Annotated in this window: 19 protein-coding genes; all 19 read right to left on the bottom strand. The window is 58.4% G+C overall.

What is annotated here, in order from left to right; translation table 11 throughout:
• Positions 1-19 precede the first annotated feature (19 nt).
• On the bottom strand, positions 20-1,261 hold the full coding sequence (gene ccmI, locus FE240_RS06080; protein WP_193003786.1) for a c-type cytochrome biogenesis protein CcmI: 1,242 nt from the start codon (positions 1,259-1,261) through the stop codon (positions 20-22).
• Positions 1,258-1,722 (bottom strand): cytochrome c-type biogenesis protein, encoded by a 465-nt coding sequence (locus FE240_RS06075; protein WP_193003785.1) that lies wholly within the window; start codon positions 1,720-1,722, stop codon positions 1,258-1,260. Before FE240_RS06075 ends, ccmI begins: the two co-directional genes overlap by 4 nt.
• The gene (locus FE240_RS06070) at positions 1,722-2,252 is read right to left on the bottom strand and encodes a DsbE family thiol:disulfide interchange protein (protein ID WP_193003784.1); all 531 of its coding nucleotides are present in this window, start codon (positions 2,250-2,252) and stop codon (positions 1,722-1,724) included. The genes FE240_RS06075 and FE240_RS06070 overlap by 1 nt, the downstream gene beginning before the upstream one ends.
• Positions 2,249-4,204, bottom strand: coding sequence for a heme lyase CcmF/NrfE family subunit (locus FE240_RS06065; RefSeq protein WP_193003783.1), 1,956 nt, complete (start codon positions 4,202-4,204; stop codon positions 2,249-2,251). The genes FE240_RS06070 and FE240_RS06065 overlap by 4 nt, the downstream gene beginning before the upstream one ends.
• Positions 4,201-4,692 (bottom strand): cytochrome c maturation protein CcmE, encoded by a 492-nt coding sequence (gene ccmE / locus FE240_RS06060; RefSeq protein WP_042045812.1) that lies wholly within the window; start codon positions 4,690-4,692, stop codon positions 4,201-4,203. Before ccmE ends, FE240_RS06065 begins: the two co-directional genes overlap by 4 nt.
• Positions 4,689-4,895, bottom strand: coding sequence for a heme exporter protein CcmD (gene ccmD, locus FE240_RS06055; RefSeq protein WP_042045811.1), 207 nt, complete (start codon positions 4,893-4,895; stop codon positions 4,689-4,691). The genes ccmE and ccmD overlap by 4 nt, the downstream gene beginning before the upstream one ends.
• 2 nt (positions 4,896-4,897) lie before the next feature.
• On the bottom strand, positions 4,898-5,638 hold the full coding sequence (locus FE240_RS06050) for a heme ABC transporter permease (RefSeq protein WP_042045809.1): 741 nt from the start codon (positions 5,636-5,638) through the stop codon (positions 4,898-4,900).
• A gap of 120 nt (positions 5,639-5,758) precedes the next feature.
• Positions 5,759-6,427, bottom strand: coding sequence for a heme exporter protein CcmB (ccmB, locus tag FE240_RS06045; protein WP_193003782.1), 669 nt, complete (start codon positions 6,425-6,427; stop codon positions 5,759-5,761).
• Positions 6,427-7,062, bottom strand: a complete 636-nt coding sequence (ccmA, locus tag FE240_RS06040) for a cytochrome c biogenesis heme-transporting ATPase CcmA (protein WP_193003781.1) — start codon at positions 7,060-7,062, stop codon at positions 6,427-6,429. The genes ccmB and ccmA overlap by 1 nt, the downstream gene beginning before the upstream one ends.
• Before the next feature lie 133 nt (positions 7,063-7,195).
• Positions 7,196-7,525, bottom strand: a complete 330-nt coding sequence (locus FE240_RS06035) for a DUF2802 domain-containing protein (protein ID WP_404800077.1) — start codon at positions 7,523-7,525, stop codon at positions 7,196-7,198.
• Positions 7,526-7,606: 81 nt separating this feature from the next.
• The gene (locus FE240_RS06030; protein WP_193003779.1) at positions 7,607-8,095 is read right to left on the bottom strand and encodes a chemotaxis protein CheW; all 489 of its coding nucleotides are present in this window, start codon (positions 8,093-8,095) and stop codon (positions 7,607-7,609) included.
• Between the two features lie 59 nt (positions 8,096-8,154).
• Positions 8,155-8,991 (bottom strand): chemotaxis protein CheW, encoded by an 837-nt coding sequence (locus FE240_RS06025; RefSeq protein WP_193003778.1) that lies wholly within the window; start codon positions 8,989-8,991, stop codon positions 8,155-8,157.
• Positions 8,988-9,782, bottom strand: a complete 795-nt coding sequence (locus FE240_RS06020; protein WP_193003777.1) for a ParA family protein — start codon at positions 9,780-9,782, stop codon at positions 8,988-8,990. The genes FE240_RS06025 and FE240_RS06020 overlap by 4 nt, the downstream gene beginning before the upstream one ends.
• A 1-nt stretch (position 9,783) precedes the next feature.
• Positions 9,784-10,701, bottom strand: a complete 918-nt coding sequence (locus FE240_RS06015) for a flagellar motor protein MotB (RefSeq protein ID WP_193003776.1) — start codon at positions 10,699-10,701, stop codon at positions 9,784-9,786.
• A gap of 1 nt (position 10,702) precedes the next feature.
• The gene (locus FE240_RS06010; RefSeq protein ID WP_193004465.1) at positions 10,703-11,440 is read right to left on the bottom strand and encodes a flagellar motor protein; all 738 of its coding nucleotides are present in this window, start codon (positions 11,438-11,440) and stop codon (positions 10,703-10,705) included.
• Positions 11,440-12,543: a protein-glutamate methylesterase/protein-glutamine glutaminase gene (locus FE240_RS06005; RefSeq protein ID WP_193003775.1), complete on the bottom strand. Its 1,104-nt coding sequence runs from the start codon at positions 12,541-12,543 to the stop codon at positions 11,440-11,442. Before FE240_RS06005 ends, FE240_RS06010 begins: the two co-directional genes overlap by 1 nt.
• 35 nt (positions 12,544-12,578) lie before the next feature.
• Positions 12,579-14,762: a chemotaxis protein CheA gene (locus tag FE240_RS06000; protein ID WP_193003774.1), complete on the bottom strand. Its 2,184-nt coding sequence runs from the start codon at positions 14,760-14,762 to the stop codon at positions 12,579-12,581.
• Positions 14,763-14,773: 11 nt separating this feature from the next.
• Positions 14,774-15,511, bottom strand: a complete 738-nt coding sequence (locus tag FE240_RS05995) for a protein phosphatase CheZ (protein WP_193003773.1) — start codon at positions 15,509-15,511, stop codon at positions 14,774-14,776.
• Positions 15,512-15,522: 11 nt separating this feature from the next.
• On the bottom strand, positions 15,523-15,894 hold the full coding sequence (gene cheY / locus FE240_RS05990) for a chemotaxis response regulator CheY (RefSeq protein WP_449696224.1): 372 nt from the start codon (positions 15,892-15,894) through the stop codon (positions 15,523-15,525).
• Positions 15,895-15,999: the final 105 nt, after the last annotated feature.

The raw sequence follows: 15,999 nt of genomic DNA, 5'->3' as shown, positions 1-15,999 counted from the left end.
CCGGGCGCGAAAGGGGGTATTAAAGAGCGTGATCGATACGAATGTCAATCGACACCGACGGCACCTCCCCGGTGCGCACGCGCTGGGAGAGCCCCTCGAAAGCGCCGCTCTTCTCCATCACGTTACCGCTGGCCGAGAGGCGAGCCTTGAATTGCAGCTCGGGGTGATCGGCTAACCGGCTCCCCTCCATCATGGCGTCAGCATCACTCAGGCGCAGCGACACCGGAAAGTGCGGGTTGGGGATGCGCTGCACTGCAATCGGCATCGGCGGGCCATCCGGCACCACGGCGAAGACAAACAGATAGGCGCCTTCAGGCGGCACTATGCCGTCAGCTAAGGTCACGGTCAGCGGGAAGCCTGACTCGGCAGCGACCTCTCCCTGCCCTGTGCCGTGGAGCACCTCACCACGCTGCTCCAGCCTCTGCCGGGCAAAGGCGATGGAGCGCTCAATCATCTGATAGCGCGTAGAGCCCTTTTCCAAGAGCGGCAGCATCGCCTGCCAGCGGGCCAGCGCCCCCCGGTAATCCTCCTGTTGCAGCGCCATGAAGGCGTAGGTCGAGTGCGCCTCGAGATTGTTAGGGTCGCTCGCCAACGCCTGCTCAAGCAGCTGCTTGGCCCGCGCCTCATCACCGGTCGCCAGCAGCGCCTCAGCATAAGGGGCGGCCACCAGATCCGGGCTCGGCGCCAGACGATAGGCCTTGTCCAGCGCCTGCGCCGCCGATTCGGGGTCGCGCCCATCGAGCAGCAGGCGGCCGAGCAGCAGCCAGCCACGATAATCGTCGCCATCGCTTTGCAGCCGGGTGCGCAGGGCCAGGATGAAGGATTGCAGATCCTGCTCGGTGACCGTGGCGTCGCGCTCGACCAAGATGCGGTTACTGAGCTCGCCAAGGCGGGATGAGGCGTCGCGCCACACCTGCACCTCACGCCAGGCACCGAGCTGCAAATAGAGCCCAACACTGACGACCACCAGCACCGCTACCCCAGGCAGCCACAGCAGGCTGCGACCCTTACTGGCACGCGGCTCCGCATCGGGAATGTCATCGAGTAGGCTGCGTTGCAGCTCCAGCTCCGCCTCTTTCTCATCGCCAAGCACCCCTTGCTCGCGCTCCTCGGCCAGCTCAGCGAGACGGCGGCGGTAGAGGCGCTTGTTGAGCTCGGAGCGGGTCAGCGGGCTCTCTCCCCTGCCCTGCCACAGGGGCAGGATCAAGGCGGTGGCGGCCAGCGCGACTAGGGCCAGGGCGGCCATCCAGAATCCGATCATGCGTCGTTATCCTCGTCAAGCAGTTGCGTAAGACGGCGCCGCTCAGCCTCACTCAGGGAAGCGGCATCGCCCGTCGGCGCGGGCCGGCGGCTGCGTACCACCACCACGGTGGCGCCAATCAGGATCACCAGCAGCGGCCCGGCCCAGAGGATCAGGGTCGAGGCCATCAGGGGCGGATCATAGAGGATGAAGTTGCCGTAACGGGCGACCATGTAGTCGATCACCTCCTGCTTACTCTTGCCCTCGCGCACCATCTGGTAGGTCTTGTCGCGCAAGTCCTTGGCCAGACCCGCATTCGAGTCGGCAATGTCCTGGTTCTGGCACTTGGGGCAACGCAGCTCGCGAGTCAGCTCGCGAAACGTCTGCTCCTGGCCATCGCTCTCAAAGGCATAGACATCGATGCCGGCATAAGCCGGGCTCAGCCCTGCTAGCAGCAACAGAGAAAACAACAGAGTACGCATCACTTCATCCCCTCGTAGATGGCCTTGAGGCTGCTCTCCCACACCTGGGGATTGATGTCCCCCACGTGGCGATAGCGGATGATCCCTTGACTATCGATAAAGAAGGTCTCGGGGGCGCCGTAGACACCGAGATCGAGCCCCAGCATGCCGTCCGGATCGTACAGGGTCGCCTGATAGGGGTTGCCCAGCTCCTTGAGCCAACCGATAGCCTTGGTGCGATCGTCTTTGTAGTTCATACCGATGATGGCGATGCCCTGGGAGGCGAGCGCCTTGAGGTACTCATGCTCCGAGTAGCAGGTCGGGCACCAGGTGGCCCAGACATTGAGCAGCATGGGGCGACCGATCAGTAAGGAGCGATCGTGCTGCTTGGTGAGATCGAAGATGTCTTGCAGGGTGAACACCGGCACCTCCTTGCCCACCAGCACCGACTCAAGCTTGCGCGGATCGGAGTAAAGGCCGCGAAACAGAAACAGGGCCCCCAGCATGAAGACGATAAAGGGGATCAGAAACAGCCAGCGCTTGCGGCTCATGCCTTGGCCTCCTCTTCACGGCGATTGAAACGGTAACGGCGATCGAGCATGGCCAGCAGGCCGCCCAGCGCCATGATGAGGCCGCCGACCCAGATCCAGCGCACAAACGGCTTGTAGTAGAGGCGCACCGCCCAAGCATCGCCCCCCAGGGGCTCGCCGAGCGCGGCATAGAGATCGCGGGTAAAGCCAGCATCGATGGCCGCCTCGGTCATCGGCATGCGGGTAACGATGTAGTTGCGCTTCTCGGGCTTGAGCAGGGCCACCTGACGGCCATCCCTGTGTACCTCGATCACCCCCTTGAAGCCGTGGTAATTGGGGCCATCCTTCTGGCGGATGCCGGCGAAGACAAACTCGTAGTCGGCGAAGGTGGCGCGATCCCCCGGCTGCATACGCAAGTCCTTCTCGATGCTGTAGTTCTGGGTACAGGCGATGCCGATGATGGTCACCGCCAGCCCGACGTGACCGAGGATCATGGCCCAGTGGCTGTTACCAAGCTTGACGATCCCTTCAGCGAAACGGTGGCGGTGGGTCGCACGCGCCCAGGTCTCCTGCACGCTGGTGACCATGATCCAGACCCCGAGACCGATGCCCAGAGAGGCCCAGGGCTTGACGCTATCGGCAAACAGCAGCGGCAACGCGATGGCGGCCAGCAGGCTCACCAGCAGGGCCACCACCACCTTGCCGCGGATGTCGGCCAGCTCCTGACGGCGCCAGCGAAACAGGGGGCCAACCCCGAGCAGCAGGGCAAACGGAATGATGAGCCAACTGTAGATGTGGTTGAAAAAGGGGGTGCCGATAGAGATGCTGCCCAGCCCCAACTCCTTGTGCACCAAGGGCAGCAGGGTGCCGACCAGCACGGTGAGCAGCCCGGCCATCAATAGGATGTTGTTGCCAAGCAGCAGGGTCTCGCGGCTCCACAGCTCGAATTTGCCGTGGCTGCGAACCTGGCCGCCCTTGAAGGCGTAGAGCAGCAAGGAGGAGCCGATCACCGCCAGCAGGAAGCCGAGGATAAACAGGCCACGGGTCGGATCGGAGGCAAACGCATGCACCGAGACCAGTACGCCGGAGCGCACCAGGAAGGTACCGAGCAGGCTCAAGGAAAATGCCGAGAGGGCCAGCAGCACGGTCCATGCCTTGAAGGTGGCTCGCTTCTCGCTCACCGCCAGCGAATGCAGCAGCGCGGTGCCCGCCAGCCAAGGCATGAAGGAGGCGTTCTCTACCGGATCCCAGAACCACCAACCGCCCCAGCCCAGCTCGTAATAGGCCCACCAGGAGCCGAGCGCAATCCCCAAGGTCAGGAAAATCCAAGCGGCCATGGTCCATGGCCGTGACCAACGCGCCCAGGTGGCGTCAAGCCGACCGGTCAGCAGCGCCGCGATGGCGAAGGCGAAGGCCACCGCAAAGCCGACATAGCCCATGTAGAGCATCGGCGGGTGGAAGATGAGGCCGGGGTCTTGCAAGAGCGGATTAAGATCGCGCCCATCCACCGGATAGAAAGGCAGGGTGCGGGTAAAGGGGTTGGAGGTGAGCAGCACAAAGGCGGTAAACCCCACGGCAATCAGCCCCAGCACCCCGAGCACCCGCGCCACCGCATCGAGCGGCAGACCGCGGCTAAAGCGCGCCACGGCGGCGGTCCAGCCACTTAAGATCAGTACCCACAGCAGCAGCGACCCCTCATGGGCGCCCCACACCGCCGAGATGCGATATTGCAGTGGCAGCAGGCTGTTGGAGTTGGTGGCCACATACTGCACCGTGAAGTCGTTATCGATAAAGGCCCAGGTGAGGCAGGCAAACGAGACCAGCAAGGCCAGCAACTGCATATAGGCAAGGGGCCGCGCGGCATTCATCATGCCAAGGCGACCATAGTGGGCCCCCAGCAACGGATAGGTGCCGAGCAGCAGGGCCACGGCAAAGGCGAGGATCAGGGCAAACTGGCCCAATTCAGGCATCATTTCTGGCTTCCTTCCGGCTGCTTGCCGTACTGGGTCTTGTAGTGATCCATCCCCTTGAGGGCATCGGCGACCTCCGGCGGCATGTAGTTCTCGTCGTGCTTGGCCAGCACCTCGAAGGCATCGATGGTGGTGGCATCGCGCAGGGTGCCTTGGGCGACGATCCCCTGCCCTTCGCGAAACAGATCCGGCAATATGCCGTTAAAATGGACGGTCACCACCTCACCGCCGGCATCGGCCAGCTTGAAGCTCACCTTGAGGCTGTCGCTGGCACGCTGCACCGATCCGGGCAGCACCAGACCGCCGATGCGCAGGCGCTGCCCCTCCTCCGGTTTTATCTGCTCCGGCCCCTTGCCGCGCACCAGCTCGGTCGGGGTGTAGAAGAGATCGATGTTCTGGCTCAGGGCGTAGAGCACCAGGCCAATCACGCCCCCTAACCCCAGCAGGATGGCCAGCAGGATGGAAAGGCGCTTCTTGCGTCGCGGGTTCATAGGGTGTTCTCCATGGACTGGGCCGCCTGCCGGCGCGCTTCGCGGGCCTCTTTGCGGCGCAGCTCGCCGAGCAGCTGGCGACGCTTGAGACGGGTCGTCATGACGATGCCGACCAGAGAGGCCAGCGTGATAGCAAAAGAGAGCCAGACATAGAAGGCGTAGCCGCCCATGGCCAGGAAATCGGCAAAAGATGCGAAGTGCATGGTTACTTCTCCTGCTCGGCGATGGCCTTGACCCAGGGACGGTGCCACTCGTGCATCAGCAGCTCGTTGCGAAAGCGCATCAGGGTCACGGCACCGAGAAAGGCGGCAAACGCCAGGATCATGAACAGCAGCGGCCACAACATGTCGGGGGCGATCGAGGGTTTGGCAAACTTGGTGATGCTGGCGCCCTGGTGCAGGGTGTTCCACCACTCCACCGAGTAGTGAATGATGGGCAGGTTCACCACCCCCACCAGCGCCAGTATGCCGGCGGCGCGGCCGGCCAGCGCCTTGTCGCTAAAGGCGTTGTAGAGGGCAATCACCCCGAGATAGAGAAACAGCAGGATAAGCTCGGAGGTGAGGCGCGCATCCCATACCCACCAGGTGCCCCACATGGGCTTGCCCCAGGCCGCCCCGGTCACCAGGGCAATGAAGGTAAAGACGGCTCCGACCGGGGCGATGGCCGCCACCGTCATGTGCGCCATGCGCAGTTGCCACACCAGACCGATGAGGGCCGCCACGGCCATGGTGGAGTAGGCCCCCATCGACCAGATGGCGGCCGGCACATGGATGTAGATGATGCGAAACGAATCCCCTTGCTGATAATCGGCCGGGGCAAACGCCAGCCCCCACACCGAGCCGACGATAAAAGCCAGCAGGCTCACCACGGCAAACCAGGGCAGCAGGCGCCCAGCCAGGGCATAGGCGCGCTCCGGCTTGGCATAGGGATGCAACCATTTCCACATAATTCACAATACCTTAGCGTTATCTGTCATCCGGCAAGCCTACCTTACCGGTTAAATGGGTATAAAAAATACCCCTATCGGAATAAGCGGGACACTCCTTGATCCATCGCAAACTCACGCTCAGTTCATGCTCACCCGCAGCGCGGCCGCCACCGCCAGCGGGGTCAGGGTCAGGGCCCCCAGCAACAGGGCGCCGAGAATCGCGAGCTGACCGCTGTAGGGCAGCCCCATGCCGGCGGCATCGATGGCCGAGGTGGCGAAGATGAGCACAGGGACATAGAGCGGCAAAATGAGCAGACTCAGCAACACACCGCCACGGCGCAGCCCCACGGTCAGCGCGACCCCAACCGCCCCGAGCAGACTCAGCACCGGGGTGCCGAGCAGCAACGTCAGCGCCACCGCCTGCCAGGTACGCAGATCAAGGGAGAGCAGCAGCGCGATCAGCGGCGAGAGCAGCAGCAAGGGCAGGCCGGTCAGCAGCCAGTGGGCCAGCACCTTGCCAAGAGCCAGCACCCCGAGCGGCGCCGGCATCAGCATCAACTGTTCAAGGGCTCCGTCGGCAAAGTCATCGCGAAACAGCCGCTCGAGGGCGAGCATGGCCGAGAGCAGGGCCGCGACCCAGATGATGCCAGGAGCAATGCGCGCCAACAGGGCCGGCTCAGGCCCTATCCCAAGTGGAAACAGGGTGATGACGATGAGAAAGAACCAGAGGGGATTGAGGATCTCCGAGCATTGCCGCAGGGCCATGCGCAGCTCGCGGCGCACCACCTGACGAAAGGCATGCAGCATCAGGCGGCCCCCCGCATCGCATCACCCAGATGGATTCGCCGCAAGCGATCCCGGCTGAGGTGAAGATCCTGATGGGTGGTCAGCACCACCATGCCACCGCGCTCGGCATGCTCGATAAACAGCTGCTCAAGCACTCCGACCCCCTGCTTGTCGATGGCGGTGAAAGGTTCATCGAGGATCCACAGAGCCGGCTGTTCGCTCAGCCACAGGCGGGCCAAGGCAACCCGACGCTGCTGACCTGCCGAGAGTTGGGCACAAGGGGTCTCTTCAAAGCCCGCCAGCCCCACTCTGGCCAGCACCCGCCAAAGATCGCGCGGCTCATGGCGATGATGGATCTGCTGATAAAAGGCGAGGTTCTCGTAGGCCGTCAGGTTAGCCTTGGTGCCGGGATGGTGGCCAAGATAGAGCAAACTGGCATGAAAATCGTCGCGGCAGCGGCGGATATCCTCCCCCTGCCAGGAGACATGCCCCTCAAACGGGAGCGAAAGACCGGTCAGCAGCCGTAACAGGCTAGTCTTACCAGCCCCATTTGGCCCTTCAATCTGGACGATGTCACCGGGCCGCACCCGGAACGAGAGTGACTCGAACAGCGTCCTCTCTTCCCGGACACAGGTCAGTTGGTGAGCTTCGAGCATGGTCTTTCTGTCTGTTGGCAAAGGCTGCGGCAGTGTACCACAAGAAGCGGGCGGGTCTTTTCCACTGTGGAGGGAAAGAGGTAGAAAATGAGAGGCAGCCGAGGAACGCCTTCCTTCGCGTTCCTGGCATTGTCTATTGGCGCTGACTGCCCTTGCGCAGGGAGATGAGTAACTCCGCCTCGGCCTTGGGCAGCTCGCACTCGGCCATCAGCTCTTCGACATCGGCGCCCAGTTCCACCATCTTGGCGGCACGACTGTACAGGCGGCGCTCGGGCTCAAGCAGTTGCAGCTCCTGCTGGCTATCTTGCAAATGCTGGATATGTCCTTCCATGCCTTGCAAGCGCTGCCCCATACCAATGGAGCCCGCATGGATCTCGGTGAGCTGCTTGCGCATGCTCTCCACACGACCCAACAACACGTCCCTCTCCTCTTCAGCCTGCTTTCTGTTGCGTTTGAGACCCACCCAAACCCCAACACAACACCCTAGCGCAAAGAGGGCCAGCACCAGAGCCAGCCATTGAATTAGTGAAACCACCGCCAATCCTTAGAGTGAACCAATATCATCCCACTCTTCATCACTCAGCAACTTATTGAGATCAACCAGAATCAACAGTTGACCATCGCGATTACTGACACCCTGGATAAATTTGGCACTCTCTTCAGTACCCACCGCTGGTGCCACGTCGATTTCAGAGGCACGAAGATAAACCACCTCGGCCACGCTGTCGACCATGATACCAATCACCTGCTTTTCTGCCTCGATGATGACGATGCGGGAGTTTTCACTCACTTCAACAGGCGGCAGCCCAAAGCGGGAGCGAGTGTCGATCACGGTGACCACATTGCCGCGCAGGTTGATGATCCCCAGCACATAGTCAGGGGCCCCAGGTACCGGGGCGATCTCGGTATAGCGAAGCACCTCTTGCACCTGCATCACATTGATGCCGTAAGTCTCGTTCTCCAGCTGGAAGGTCACCCATTGCAACACCTCATCTTCCGCCAGATTCTGTGCAACATTACGCTTTTCGCTCATAATCCCGTTCCTCAATATAAAAGGGGTGTTAGTAAAACTAGCAATAAAACAACTGGAACTCAGCGCCCATCGATATTCACGCCGCTCTCAAGCAGACGTAGCAGTTCGTGGACATGCAGCAGAGCACACCTCTTATCTTTTACCATGCCCGCCAACCAGGGACGCTTGCCCTCTTGATGACGCCACTTGATCTGATCACTGCGCAGCTTCTCGGTTCCCTTGAGGTGGTGGCAAGAGAGTCCCCAGCTCGAATCCCCTAGCATGATAAGGTACTGATAAGGTGCCAAGGCGCTGTGATCATCATCCGGCATGACCCACAGTGCCGTATCCACCACATTAAGCTTCTTCTCACGCTGAGTCATGATGCCCCGAAACCACGGCGCCTGCCCGAACAGCGACGTGACCTCCCCTAGCCGGTGGATCCCCCCAAGCTCAGTCAAAGGCACTGCGAACGTCACGCCCGCCACCTCAAAAAAGAGCGCTTGAAACTCGTGCCCTGGCTCAATATTGCGCCACTCCGTCGGGGCAAGGAGCTGCGGCTCAAGAGCCACCTCGGTTTGCTCAGCCATCACCGGCTGAACCGGTGAAGGGCTAATGACCTCGGGTTCGACGGTGATCTCGATAGCCGTATCGGTAGCCGTGACCACATCGATATCGAACGCCTCCACCTCTTGGTGAGCGATCACCTCCATCTCATCTTGTACCTGCCCTACCTGGGCCAGTAGCTCGGAGAGCCGCTCTATGCGAGAGGGCTCCTCCAGATAGGGACGCGCATCCCGTAATGGCTCGGCGGCAAGCTGCGGTAACGGCTGCAATTCAGGCTCAGGTAGAGGCTCTTCCAACAACAAGGCGTGGAAGTAATCATCCATGGTGCGGTATTGAAGCGACTCTCTCATGGCGCCCTCTCCAGTTGCTCTTTCTTCTCTAACGCATCCAGAAATTGCAACAGTGTCTGATAGGCATAGGTACCGCGGCTACCCGGAGCATAAATAGAGGGAGGCACATGCAGCAGGCTGGCATCCCGGAACTTGGTATCGATGGGGATCACGGATGGCCAGACCGCCTCTCCATACTGCTCCTTGACGGATTTGAGCGTCATCAGTGAGGCTCGAGTTCGCTTGTCGAACATGGTCGGCACTATGGTGTACTTGAACCCCTCTTTTTTAGAACGCTGCATGATCTCGAACGTTTTCATCATCCGCTCGAGCCCCTTGAGCGCCAGGAATTCGGTCTGCACAGGCACCAGTATGCGGTCACTGGCCGCCACCGCATTGACCATCATCACCCCCAGCACAGGAGGGCAGTCGATGATGGCGTAGTCATAGTGATCCTGAATTTGCAGCAACGCGCGCTTGAGCACCAATCCCATGCCCTCACGGTTACCCATGATGCGATCCAGGGTTGCCAAGGTGATAGAGGCAGGTAGCAGGTGAATATTCTCAAACTTGGTCTTGAGGGTTATCTCTTTGACCAGCTCCGCACTCGGGCGCGGAGCTTGAAACAACTCGTACAGGGTTGCATCCAACCCATCCGAATCATAATCCAGATAGGCGGTGAGCGAAGCGTGCGGGTCGGTATCGATGAGCAGCACCCGCTTGCCTCGCTGGGCAAGAATGCCGGCCAGCGAGACAACGGTCGTCGTCTTGCCGACTCCTCCTTTCTGGTTGGCCACCGTCCACACTCTCACGTCATGGTTCCTTTCTTGTCGTTATACGTATGCCCCCATTGGGGAGCGTAATTACCTTGATGTCCTGCTCATTTGGCACGGTCACCGGAACCATCGGTTCAGTGGCGGAAGTGTTTTCCTTCACCTGGCGCTCAGCCAAGGGAGCAACCCAGGCATAGCGTGAAAGTGCGATCACCACCTTACGATTCTGTGCCCTCCCCTGCTCGCTGCTGTTGTCGCTCCAAGGAGAAAACTCACCGTAGGCCTCCATCGCCAACCGATGCGGGTCGATACCAAGCGCCATCAGTGACTCCAACACCGCACCGGCCCTGGCCGCGGACAACTGCCAGTTGGAGTGGAAAATTTCATTGTTTATCTGTTGGTTATCCGTATAACCACGCACCCTTATATAGTTATCGACCGGTTTCAAAATTCTTGAGAGCGCGGCGATGACATCCGGTGCATTGCGGCCTAACGTGGCACTACCGCTGGCAAACAACAGGCCGGCGCTGAGTTCAATGGTCAACCATTCATCGTCTCGATTGATCTTGACCAAGCCGGCATCCACCAACGCCCCCACCGCGCGGCCAAGCTGCGCATCAATCTCTGCAAGAGATGCGCCATCTTGTCGCTGCATGATGATGGAGTCAGGAGCCTGGGAGGTAGCGGCAGACTCAAGCAAGGACGCCGGTGCCACCGACACCGCATCCAACAGGTGGTTACCGGTCCCTTCAAGCAACCCATGGCTATGTGGTTGTTGCTGGCTGAAGGCCTGTGAAAGACCATCGATCACACTGCGGTACTTCTCTTTGTTCACCACAGCAACCGAGTAGAGCACGACAAAGAGGGCAAAGATGAGCGTCATATAATCGGCATATGAGATCAGCCAGCGATCCAGATGCTCGCGCCCCTTAAGCTGCAGGCGATGGCGACGACGCATGTTACTCCCCTTGCAGATAGATCTGCAGTCGCCGCCGCAACTGGGTCGCATTGTCGCCGTGCGCAATACCGAGCAATCCCTCCAGGGTCATCTCCTGAAACAGGGCTTGGTGATAGTGAAGAGTTCGCAGCCGATTGGCTACCGGGAGATAGAACAGATTGGCCAACCCAACCCCATAGATGGTGGCAACAAAGGCAACGGCAATGCCTGCCCCCAACTCAGCGGGCGCTTCCAGACTAAACATCGCCTGAATTAACCCCATGACAGCACCTATGATGCCGATGGTCGGGCTATAGCCACCAAGTGACTCAAACACCCGGGCACCATGCTCGTTGCGCTCCTGCTCAATGGTGATCTCGGCTTCAAGCAGCTCACGCATGTGCTCGACCTCAACGCCGTCGACCAACATAGTCAGCCCCTTACGGGTGAACGGTTCGCTCTCCTGATCGGACAGCTCCTCTAGGGCGAGCAAACCATATTGGCGGCCACGCAGCGCCCACGCTTCAAGTCGCAGCGCCTGGGAAGCCATATCGAGCCGCTCCGGGCGAAATAACCAACCGAGCTGGATCAGGGCTTGTTTTAGGTAGCGCGTGGGGGTCTGGAGTATGACAGCCCCCAGCGTGCCCCCAACCACAATCAGAAAGGCAGGACCATCGAGCAAGGTCAGCAGACTGCCACCATGCCAGCGCTGGGCCAAGGCGATACAGCCAAGGGCCAACAACAGTCCAACCCAACCGATCATTGGCGCCCCAGTTCAACCAAAATACGCTGAGCAATGCGATCTAATGGTAGGGACTCGCTAGATAAGCCCGCTTTGGTCACCGCTTGGGGCATCCCATAGACGACACAGCTGGCTTCATCCTGCGCCCAAATCGTAGCGCCTTGCTCCTTGAGCAGACGGGCGCCATCGCGTCCATCTGAGCCCATACCAGTTAGCACAATCGCCAGTACCTTATCGCCAAATGACTTGGCTACAGAGGCAAAAGTGATATCAACACAAGGCTTGTAGTTGACCTTGTCATTACCGTCGATAATACGCAGGCGGGCGTTACTTCCCCTCCCCTCAACCAGCATCTGCCGCCCACCAGGGGCCAAATAGGCCTGCCCCTGACGTAACACATCACCATCTGCCGCCTCTTTCACACCGATCTTGCACAATCCGTTGAGACGGGCTGCAAACGCCGCGGTAAATGTTGATGGCATGTGCTGGATAAGCAAAATCGGGTAGGGAAAATCCGCAGGCAATTGGGTCAATATATTCTGTAACGCAACAGGGCCACCGGTAGATGTGCCGATAGCCACCAACTGATACGTCTTACCTGAGCGCTTAAACACGGGCGAGATACTGGGGCGAGCCACGGGTCGCTCTACAGGTTGCTCGCGCTTATTCAGAACGGGAGAGGGCTCACCCACACTTCTATTGCGAAACGCAGAGAGCATGAAGCGCTTGCGGGCGATCGCTTTGACACGCTGCTGCAACAGGTTGACGGCCTCTTCCTTATCGCGAGCGATGTCTTCGAACTTCTTGGGCAAGAAATCAAGCGCCCCCGCATCGAGCGCATCAAGGGTGGCTTTGGCACCCTCGTGGGTCAAGGAAGAGAACATCAGAATAGGAGTCGGATTCTTGGCCATGATCGCGCGAACTGCACTGATCCCGTCAAGCACCGGCATTTCTATGTCCATGGTGATGACGTCAGGGCGCAAGGCGATGGCTTTATCCACCGCCTCTTGCCCATCTCGTGCAGTGTCGATAACCGTCAACGCCGGATCTTGATTGATGATCTCGCTAACACGGCGACGGAAGAAGCTGGAGTCATCTACTACCAGTACTTTTACTGCCATTATTATTTTTTAACCCCTTGATCTCGCTGCCGGCATCAGTGCCGGCGAGCATAGGTCTTGAGCAAGCTGGGTACATCAAGGATGAGAGCAATACCACCATCGCTGGTAATGGTTGCACCAGCCATACCAGGCGTCCCCTGTAGCAACTTATCGAGAGGCTTAATGACGACCTCTTCCTGACCGATGAGGTTATCCACGACAAAACCTATCTGCTGGGTACCAATTTGGGCGATCACCACATGTCCCACATCTTGCCGAGTTTTATGGCCACGATTCCCCTTCATCAGCCACTGCTGCAAATAAAAGAGCGGGATAGCCTTGTCGCGCACTATGATGGTCAGTTGCCCATCCACCATATTGGCTTTCTTGAGATCCAAGTGGAAAATTTCATTAACGCAGCTCAACGGCAAGGCAAATGTCTGCTTGCCCACCTCGACCATCAAGGTCGGCAGAATTGCCAGCGTGAGCGGCACCTTAATCTCAAGGCGCGTCCCCTTACCCTTGGTCGAGTCAATATGAATCGAGCCATTGAGACGGATGATGCTGGTTTTCACCACATCCATCCCCACCCCACGCCCGGAAATCTCGGAAATATCCTTCTTCGTTGAGAAACCGGCAGCAAAAATGAGGTTATAGGCTTCATTGTCGCTCATGCGCGCAGCAGCGTCGGAATCCAGAATCCCGCGCTCGATGGCGATCGACTTGAGCCTCTCAGGATCCATACCGGCGCCGTCATCCTCAATACAGAGCAGGATGTGATCCCCCTCTTGGGAGGCACTCAGAGTGATCGTTCCCTTGCGTGGCTTGCCTGCGGCTTCACGAACATCCGGCATTTCAACGCCATGGTCACAGGAGTTACGCACCAAGTGCACTAGGGGATCAGCCAGCGCCTCGACCAAGTTCTTGTCGAGATCGGTCTCTTCTCCGATCAGAACCAGTTCAATCTCTTTTTTCAAGGAGCGGGCCAAGTCACGAACAACGCGTGGGAAGCGGCCAAACACCTTCTTGATGGGCTGCATGCGGGTCTTCATGACCGCGCCTTGCAAATCGGCTGTGACCACATCCAGGTTGGCAACCGCTTTGGACATATCCTCGTCGTTGCTAGCAATCCCGAGGCTGACCAAGCGATTACGCACCAGTACCAGCTCGCCCACCATGTTCATGATGACATCCAGCGTCTTGGTGTCGACACGAACCGTGGTATCCCCTTGCGCGCTGCTGTCCTTGCTCTCGCTGGCAGCTTTGGGGGCCGCGACAGGCTTGGTTCCGACCTTATTTTCTGACTTAGGAGCCGCAGCAGGAACCGGAGCAGAAATCTCGGCCTTCTTAGAAACCTCAACCTTAGGTGTTGCCGCCACACTGGGGGCCTGGATCACCGGAGCCTCATTCTTAACGGTTGGCCCCTGCCCGGCACCATGCAGCTGATCCAGCAGGCGGTCGAATTCATCGTCATCGATCAGTTGATCGACTTCCTGCTGCACCGATTGCAGTGGATTGACGACTGAGCCGCCATGCTGACCCTTACCATGTAATTGATCCAGCAACGCCTCAAATTCATCATCCGTCATGTCTCCGTGCTCATCGACACTGATGACATCACTACTGCTGCTCACTTCAATACTTGGGCTCTGGGTCGAACTCGGCGCCTTGTTACTACCGTGCAGCTCATCGAGCAGACGCTCGAACTCGTCGTCCGTCATCTCATCAATGGAGCCATTGGTTGCAGGCATGACATCGGCCACAACCGGCTCTGGTTCCGGCTCAGGAAGTGCCATCTCCACCATTGGTGGCTCACTGCCCAATGATGCGGTTTTCAGCTGTTCAGTGCCTTCCGGTTTGCAAAGTTCATGCAGATCATGCAACAAATCATCAGAAGCCGGGCTCAGCGGCTCGCGATTTTGCACCTGGCTGAACATGCCATTGATGGCATCCAGCGCTTGCAGGATAACATCCATCAGCTCCGGCGTTACGCGGCGCTTGCCATTACGCAGAATGTCAAAGACGTTCTCGGCGCCGTGGCAAGCGTCGACCAACTCAGTCAATGAAAGGAAGCCTGCACCACCTTTAACTGTGTGGAACCCCCGAAAAATAGCGTTCAGTAGAGCACTGTCATCAGGGCGTTTCTCCAGCTCGACGAGCTGCTCTGATAGTTGCTCCAAGATTTCGGATGCTTCGACCAGAAAGTCCTGCAGTATATCTTCATCAACATCAAAGCCCATTCGTCACCCCATTAAAATCCCAGGCTAGAGAGCAAATCGTCCACATCATCCTGGCCATTAACCACGTCATCGCGATCTTGGGCATTGATAATGGGGCCTTCAGCCTCTAGCGCGCTGCGTGTCGGGCTCTGTGGCACCTCGGTGCCGACATCACCAAACATCGTCAACATTTCAACCAGTTTAATTTCAATCTCCTGAACCAATTTGATGACCCTGCGGATCATTTGGCCAGTAAGATCCTGAAAATCCTGAGCCATCAGGATTTCAGTTAGTCGTTTTCTTAATATATCGGCGTCAGCTTCAGAAGACTTGAGAAAATCATCGAGTTGATGGCACAAAACCTTAAATTGACCAAGATCCAGAGAACGAGTCATCAGGAGCTGCCAATGAGGTAACACGGCTTGAATGCTATCGTTGAGACGATCGGCTATAGGCAAACTAGCCTCAACCGCATCCATAGTGCGATTGGCCGCTTTATCTGTCATATCAATGACATAATTCAAGTGTTCTCGGGCATCGGGGATCTCGTGGGTCGCCAACACGGGGATTCTGGAGTCGATGCAAAATTCCTGCAAAGAGGTATGCAATTGACGGGTCAGTTGCCCTACTTTTTCGAACAGAGTGTGAGCATTAGGTGCACACGCTTCGGCCAGCAAATTATCGGCTTTAGTAAATTCGCCCTGCTCAAGCAAGGAGACGAGCAACCTCGCTTGCTCAAGAGTGATTAATGAGCTCGCCTTAGCCATCATCAGAAGGCTCCTTAGCCAATACGTTCGAAGATTTTATCCAGCTTCTCTTTCAAGGTCGCTGCGGTAAAAGGCTTGACGATATAGCCATTGACGCCAGCTTGCGCCGCCTCAATGATCTGCTCACGCTTGGCTTCGGCGGTCACCATCAGCACCGGCAGGTGCTTGAGCTTGTCATCCAGGCGGATAGCCTTGAGCAGGTCAATCCCCTGCATACCGGGCATGTTCCAGTCGGTCACAACAAACTGAAAGTCACCATTTTTTAGCATGGGCAGGGCAGTGTTGCCATCATCAGCCTCATGGGTGTTATTAAAGCCAAGATCTCTTAGCAAGTTCTTGATAATCCGACGCATTGTCGAGAAATCATCAACAATGAGGATTTTCATGTTCTTGTCCAAAATTCCCTCCTAGTCGGTAGCCCCTGAAGCAACCGGTGTTGATACCGTATTAAATAGGCAGAATGGCGGCTATTATGCCCTATAGCGCTATTT

Source organism: Aeromonas simiae (genome assembly GCF_014892695.1).
In the GTDB taxonomy this organism is placed as follows: Bacteria; Pseudomonadota; Gammaproteobacteria; order Enterobacterales; family Aeromonadaceae; genus Aeromonas; species Aeromonas simiae.
This window is presented reverse-complemented; position numbering and strand designations above follow the sequence as displayed.

Excerpts from the sequence above, each read along its gene's own strand:
- ccmI (WP_193003786.1), bottom strand. The coding sequence starts at position 1,261 with ATGATCGGATTCTGGATGGCCGCCCTGGCCCTAGTCGCGCTGGCCGCC.
- FE240_RS06075 (WP_193003785.1), bottom strand. The coding sequence starts at position 1,722 with ATGCGTACTCTGTTGTTTTCTCTGTTGCTGCTAGCAGGGCTGAGCCCG.
- FE240_RS06070 (WP_193003784.1), bottom strand. The coding sequence starts at position 2,252 with ATGAGCCGCAAGCGCTGGCTGTTTCTGATCCCCTTTATCGTCTTCATG.
- FE240_RS06065 (WP_193003783.1), bottom strand. The coding sequence starts at position 4,204 with ATGATGCCTGAATTGGGCCAGTTTGCCCTGATCCTCGCCTTTGCCGTG.
- ccmE (WP_042045812.1), bottom strand. The coding sequence starts at position 4,692 with ATGAACCCGCGACGCAAGAAGCGCCTTTCCATCCTGCTGGCCATCCTG.
- ccmD (WP_042045811.1), bottom strand. The coding sequence starts at position 4,895 with ATGCACTTCGCATCTTTTGCCGATTTCCTGGCCATGGGCGGCTACGCC.
- FE240_RS06050 (WP_042045809.1), bottom strand. The coding sequence starts at position 5,638 with ATGTGGAAATGGTTGCATCCCTATGCCAAGCCGGAGCGCGCCTATGCC.
- ccmB (WP_193003782.1), bottom strand. The coding sequence starts at position 6,427 with ATGCTGCATGCCTTTCGTCAGGTGGTGCGCCGCGAGCTGCGCATGGCC.
- ccmA (WP_193003781.1), bottom strand. The coding sequence starts at position 7,062 with ATGCTCGAAGCTCACCAACTGACCTGTGTCCGGGAAGAGAGGACGCTG.
- FE240_RS06030 (WP_193003779.1), bottom strand. The coding sequence starts at position 8,095 with ATGAGCGAAAAGCGTAATGTTGCACAGAATCTGGCGGAAGATGAGGTG.
- FE240_RS06025 (WP_193003778.1), bottom strand. The coding sequence starts at position 8,991 with ATGAGAGAGTCGCTTCAATACCGCACCATGGATGATTACTTCCACGCC.
- FE240_RS06015 (WP_193003776.1), bottom strand. The coding sequence starts at position 10,701 with ATGCGTCGTCGCCATCGCCTGCAGCTTAAGGGGCGCGAGCATCTGGAT.
- FE240_RS06005 (WP_193003775.1), bottom strand. The coding sequence starts at position 12,543 with ATGGCAGTAAAAGTACTGGTAGTAGATGACTCCAGCTTCTTCCGTCGC.
- FE240_RS06000 (WP_193003774.1), bottom strand. The coding sequence starts at position 14,762 with ATGGGCTTTGATGTTGATGAAGATATACTGCAGGACTTTCTGGTCGAA.
- FE240_RS05995 (WP_193003773.1), bottom strand. The coding sequence starts at position 15,511 with ATGATGGCTAAGGCGAGCTCATTAATCACTCTTGAGCAAGCGAGGTTG.
- cheY (WP_449696224.1), bottom strand. The coding sequence starts at position 15,894 with ATGAAAATCCTCATTGTTGATGATTTCTCGACAATGCGTCGGATTATC.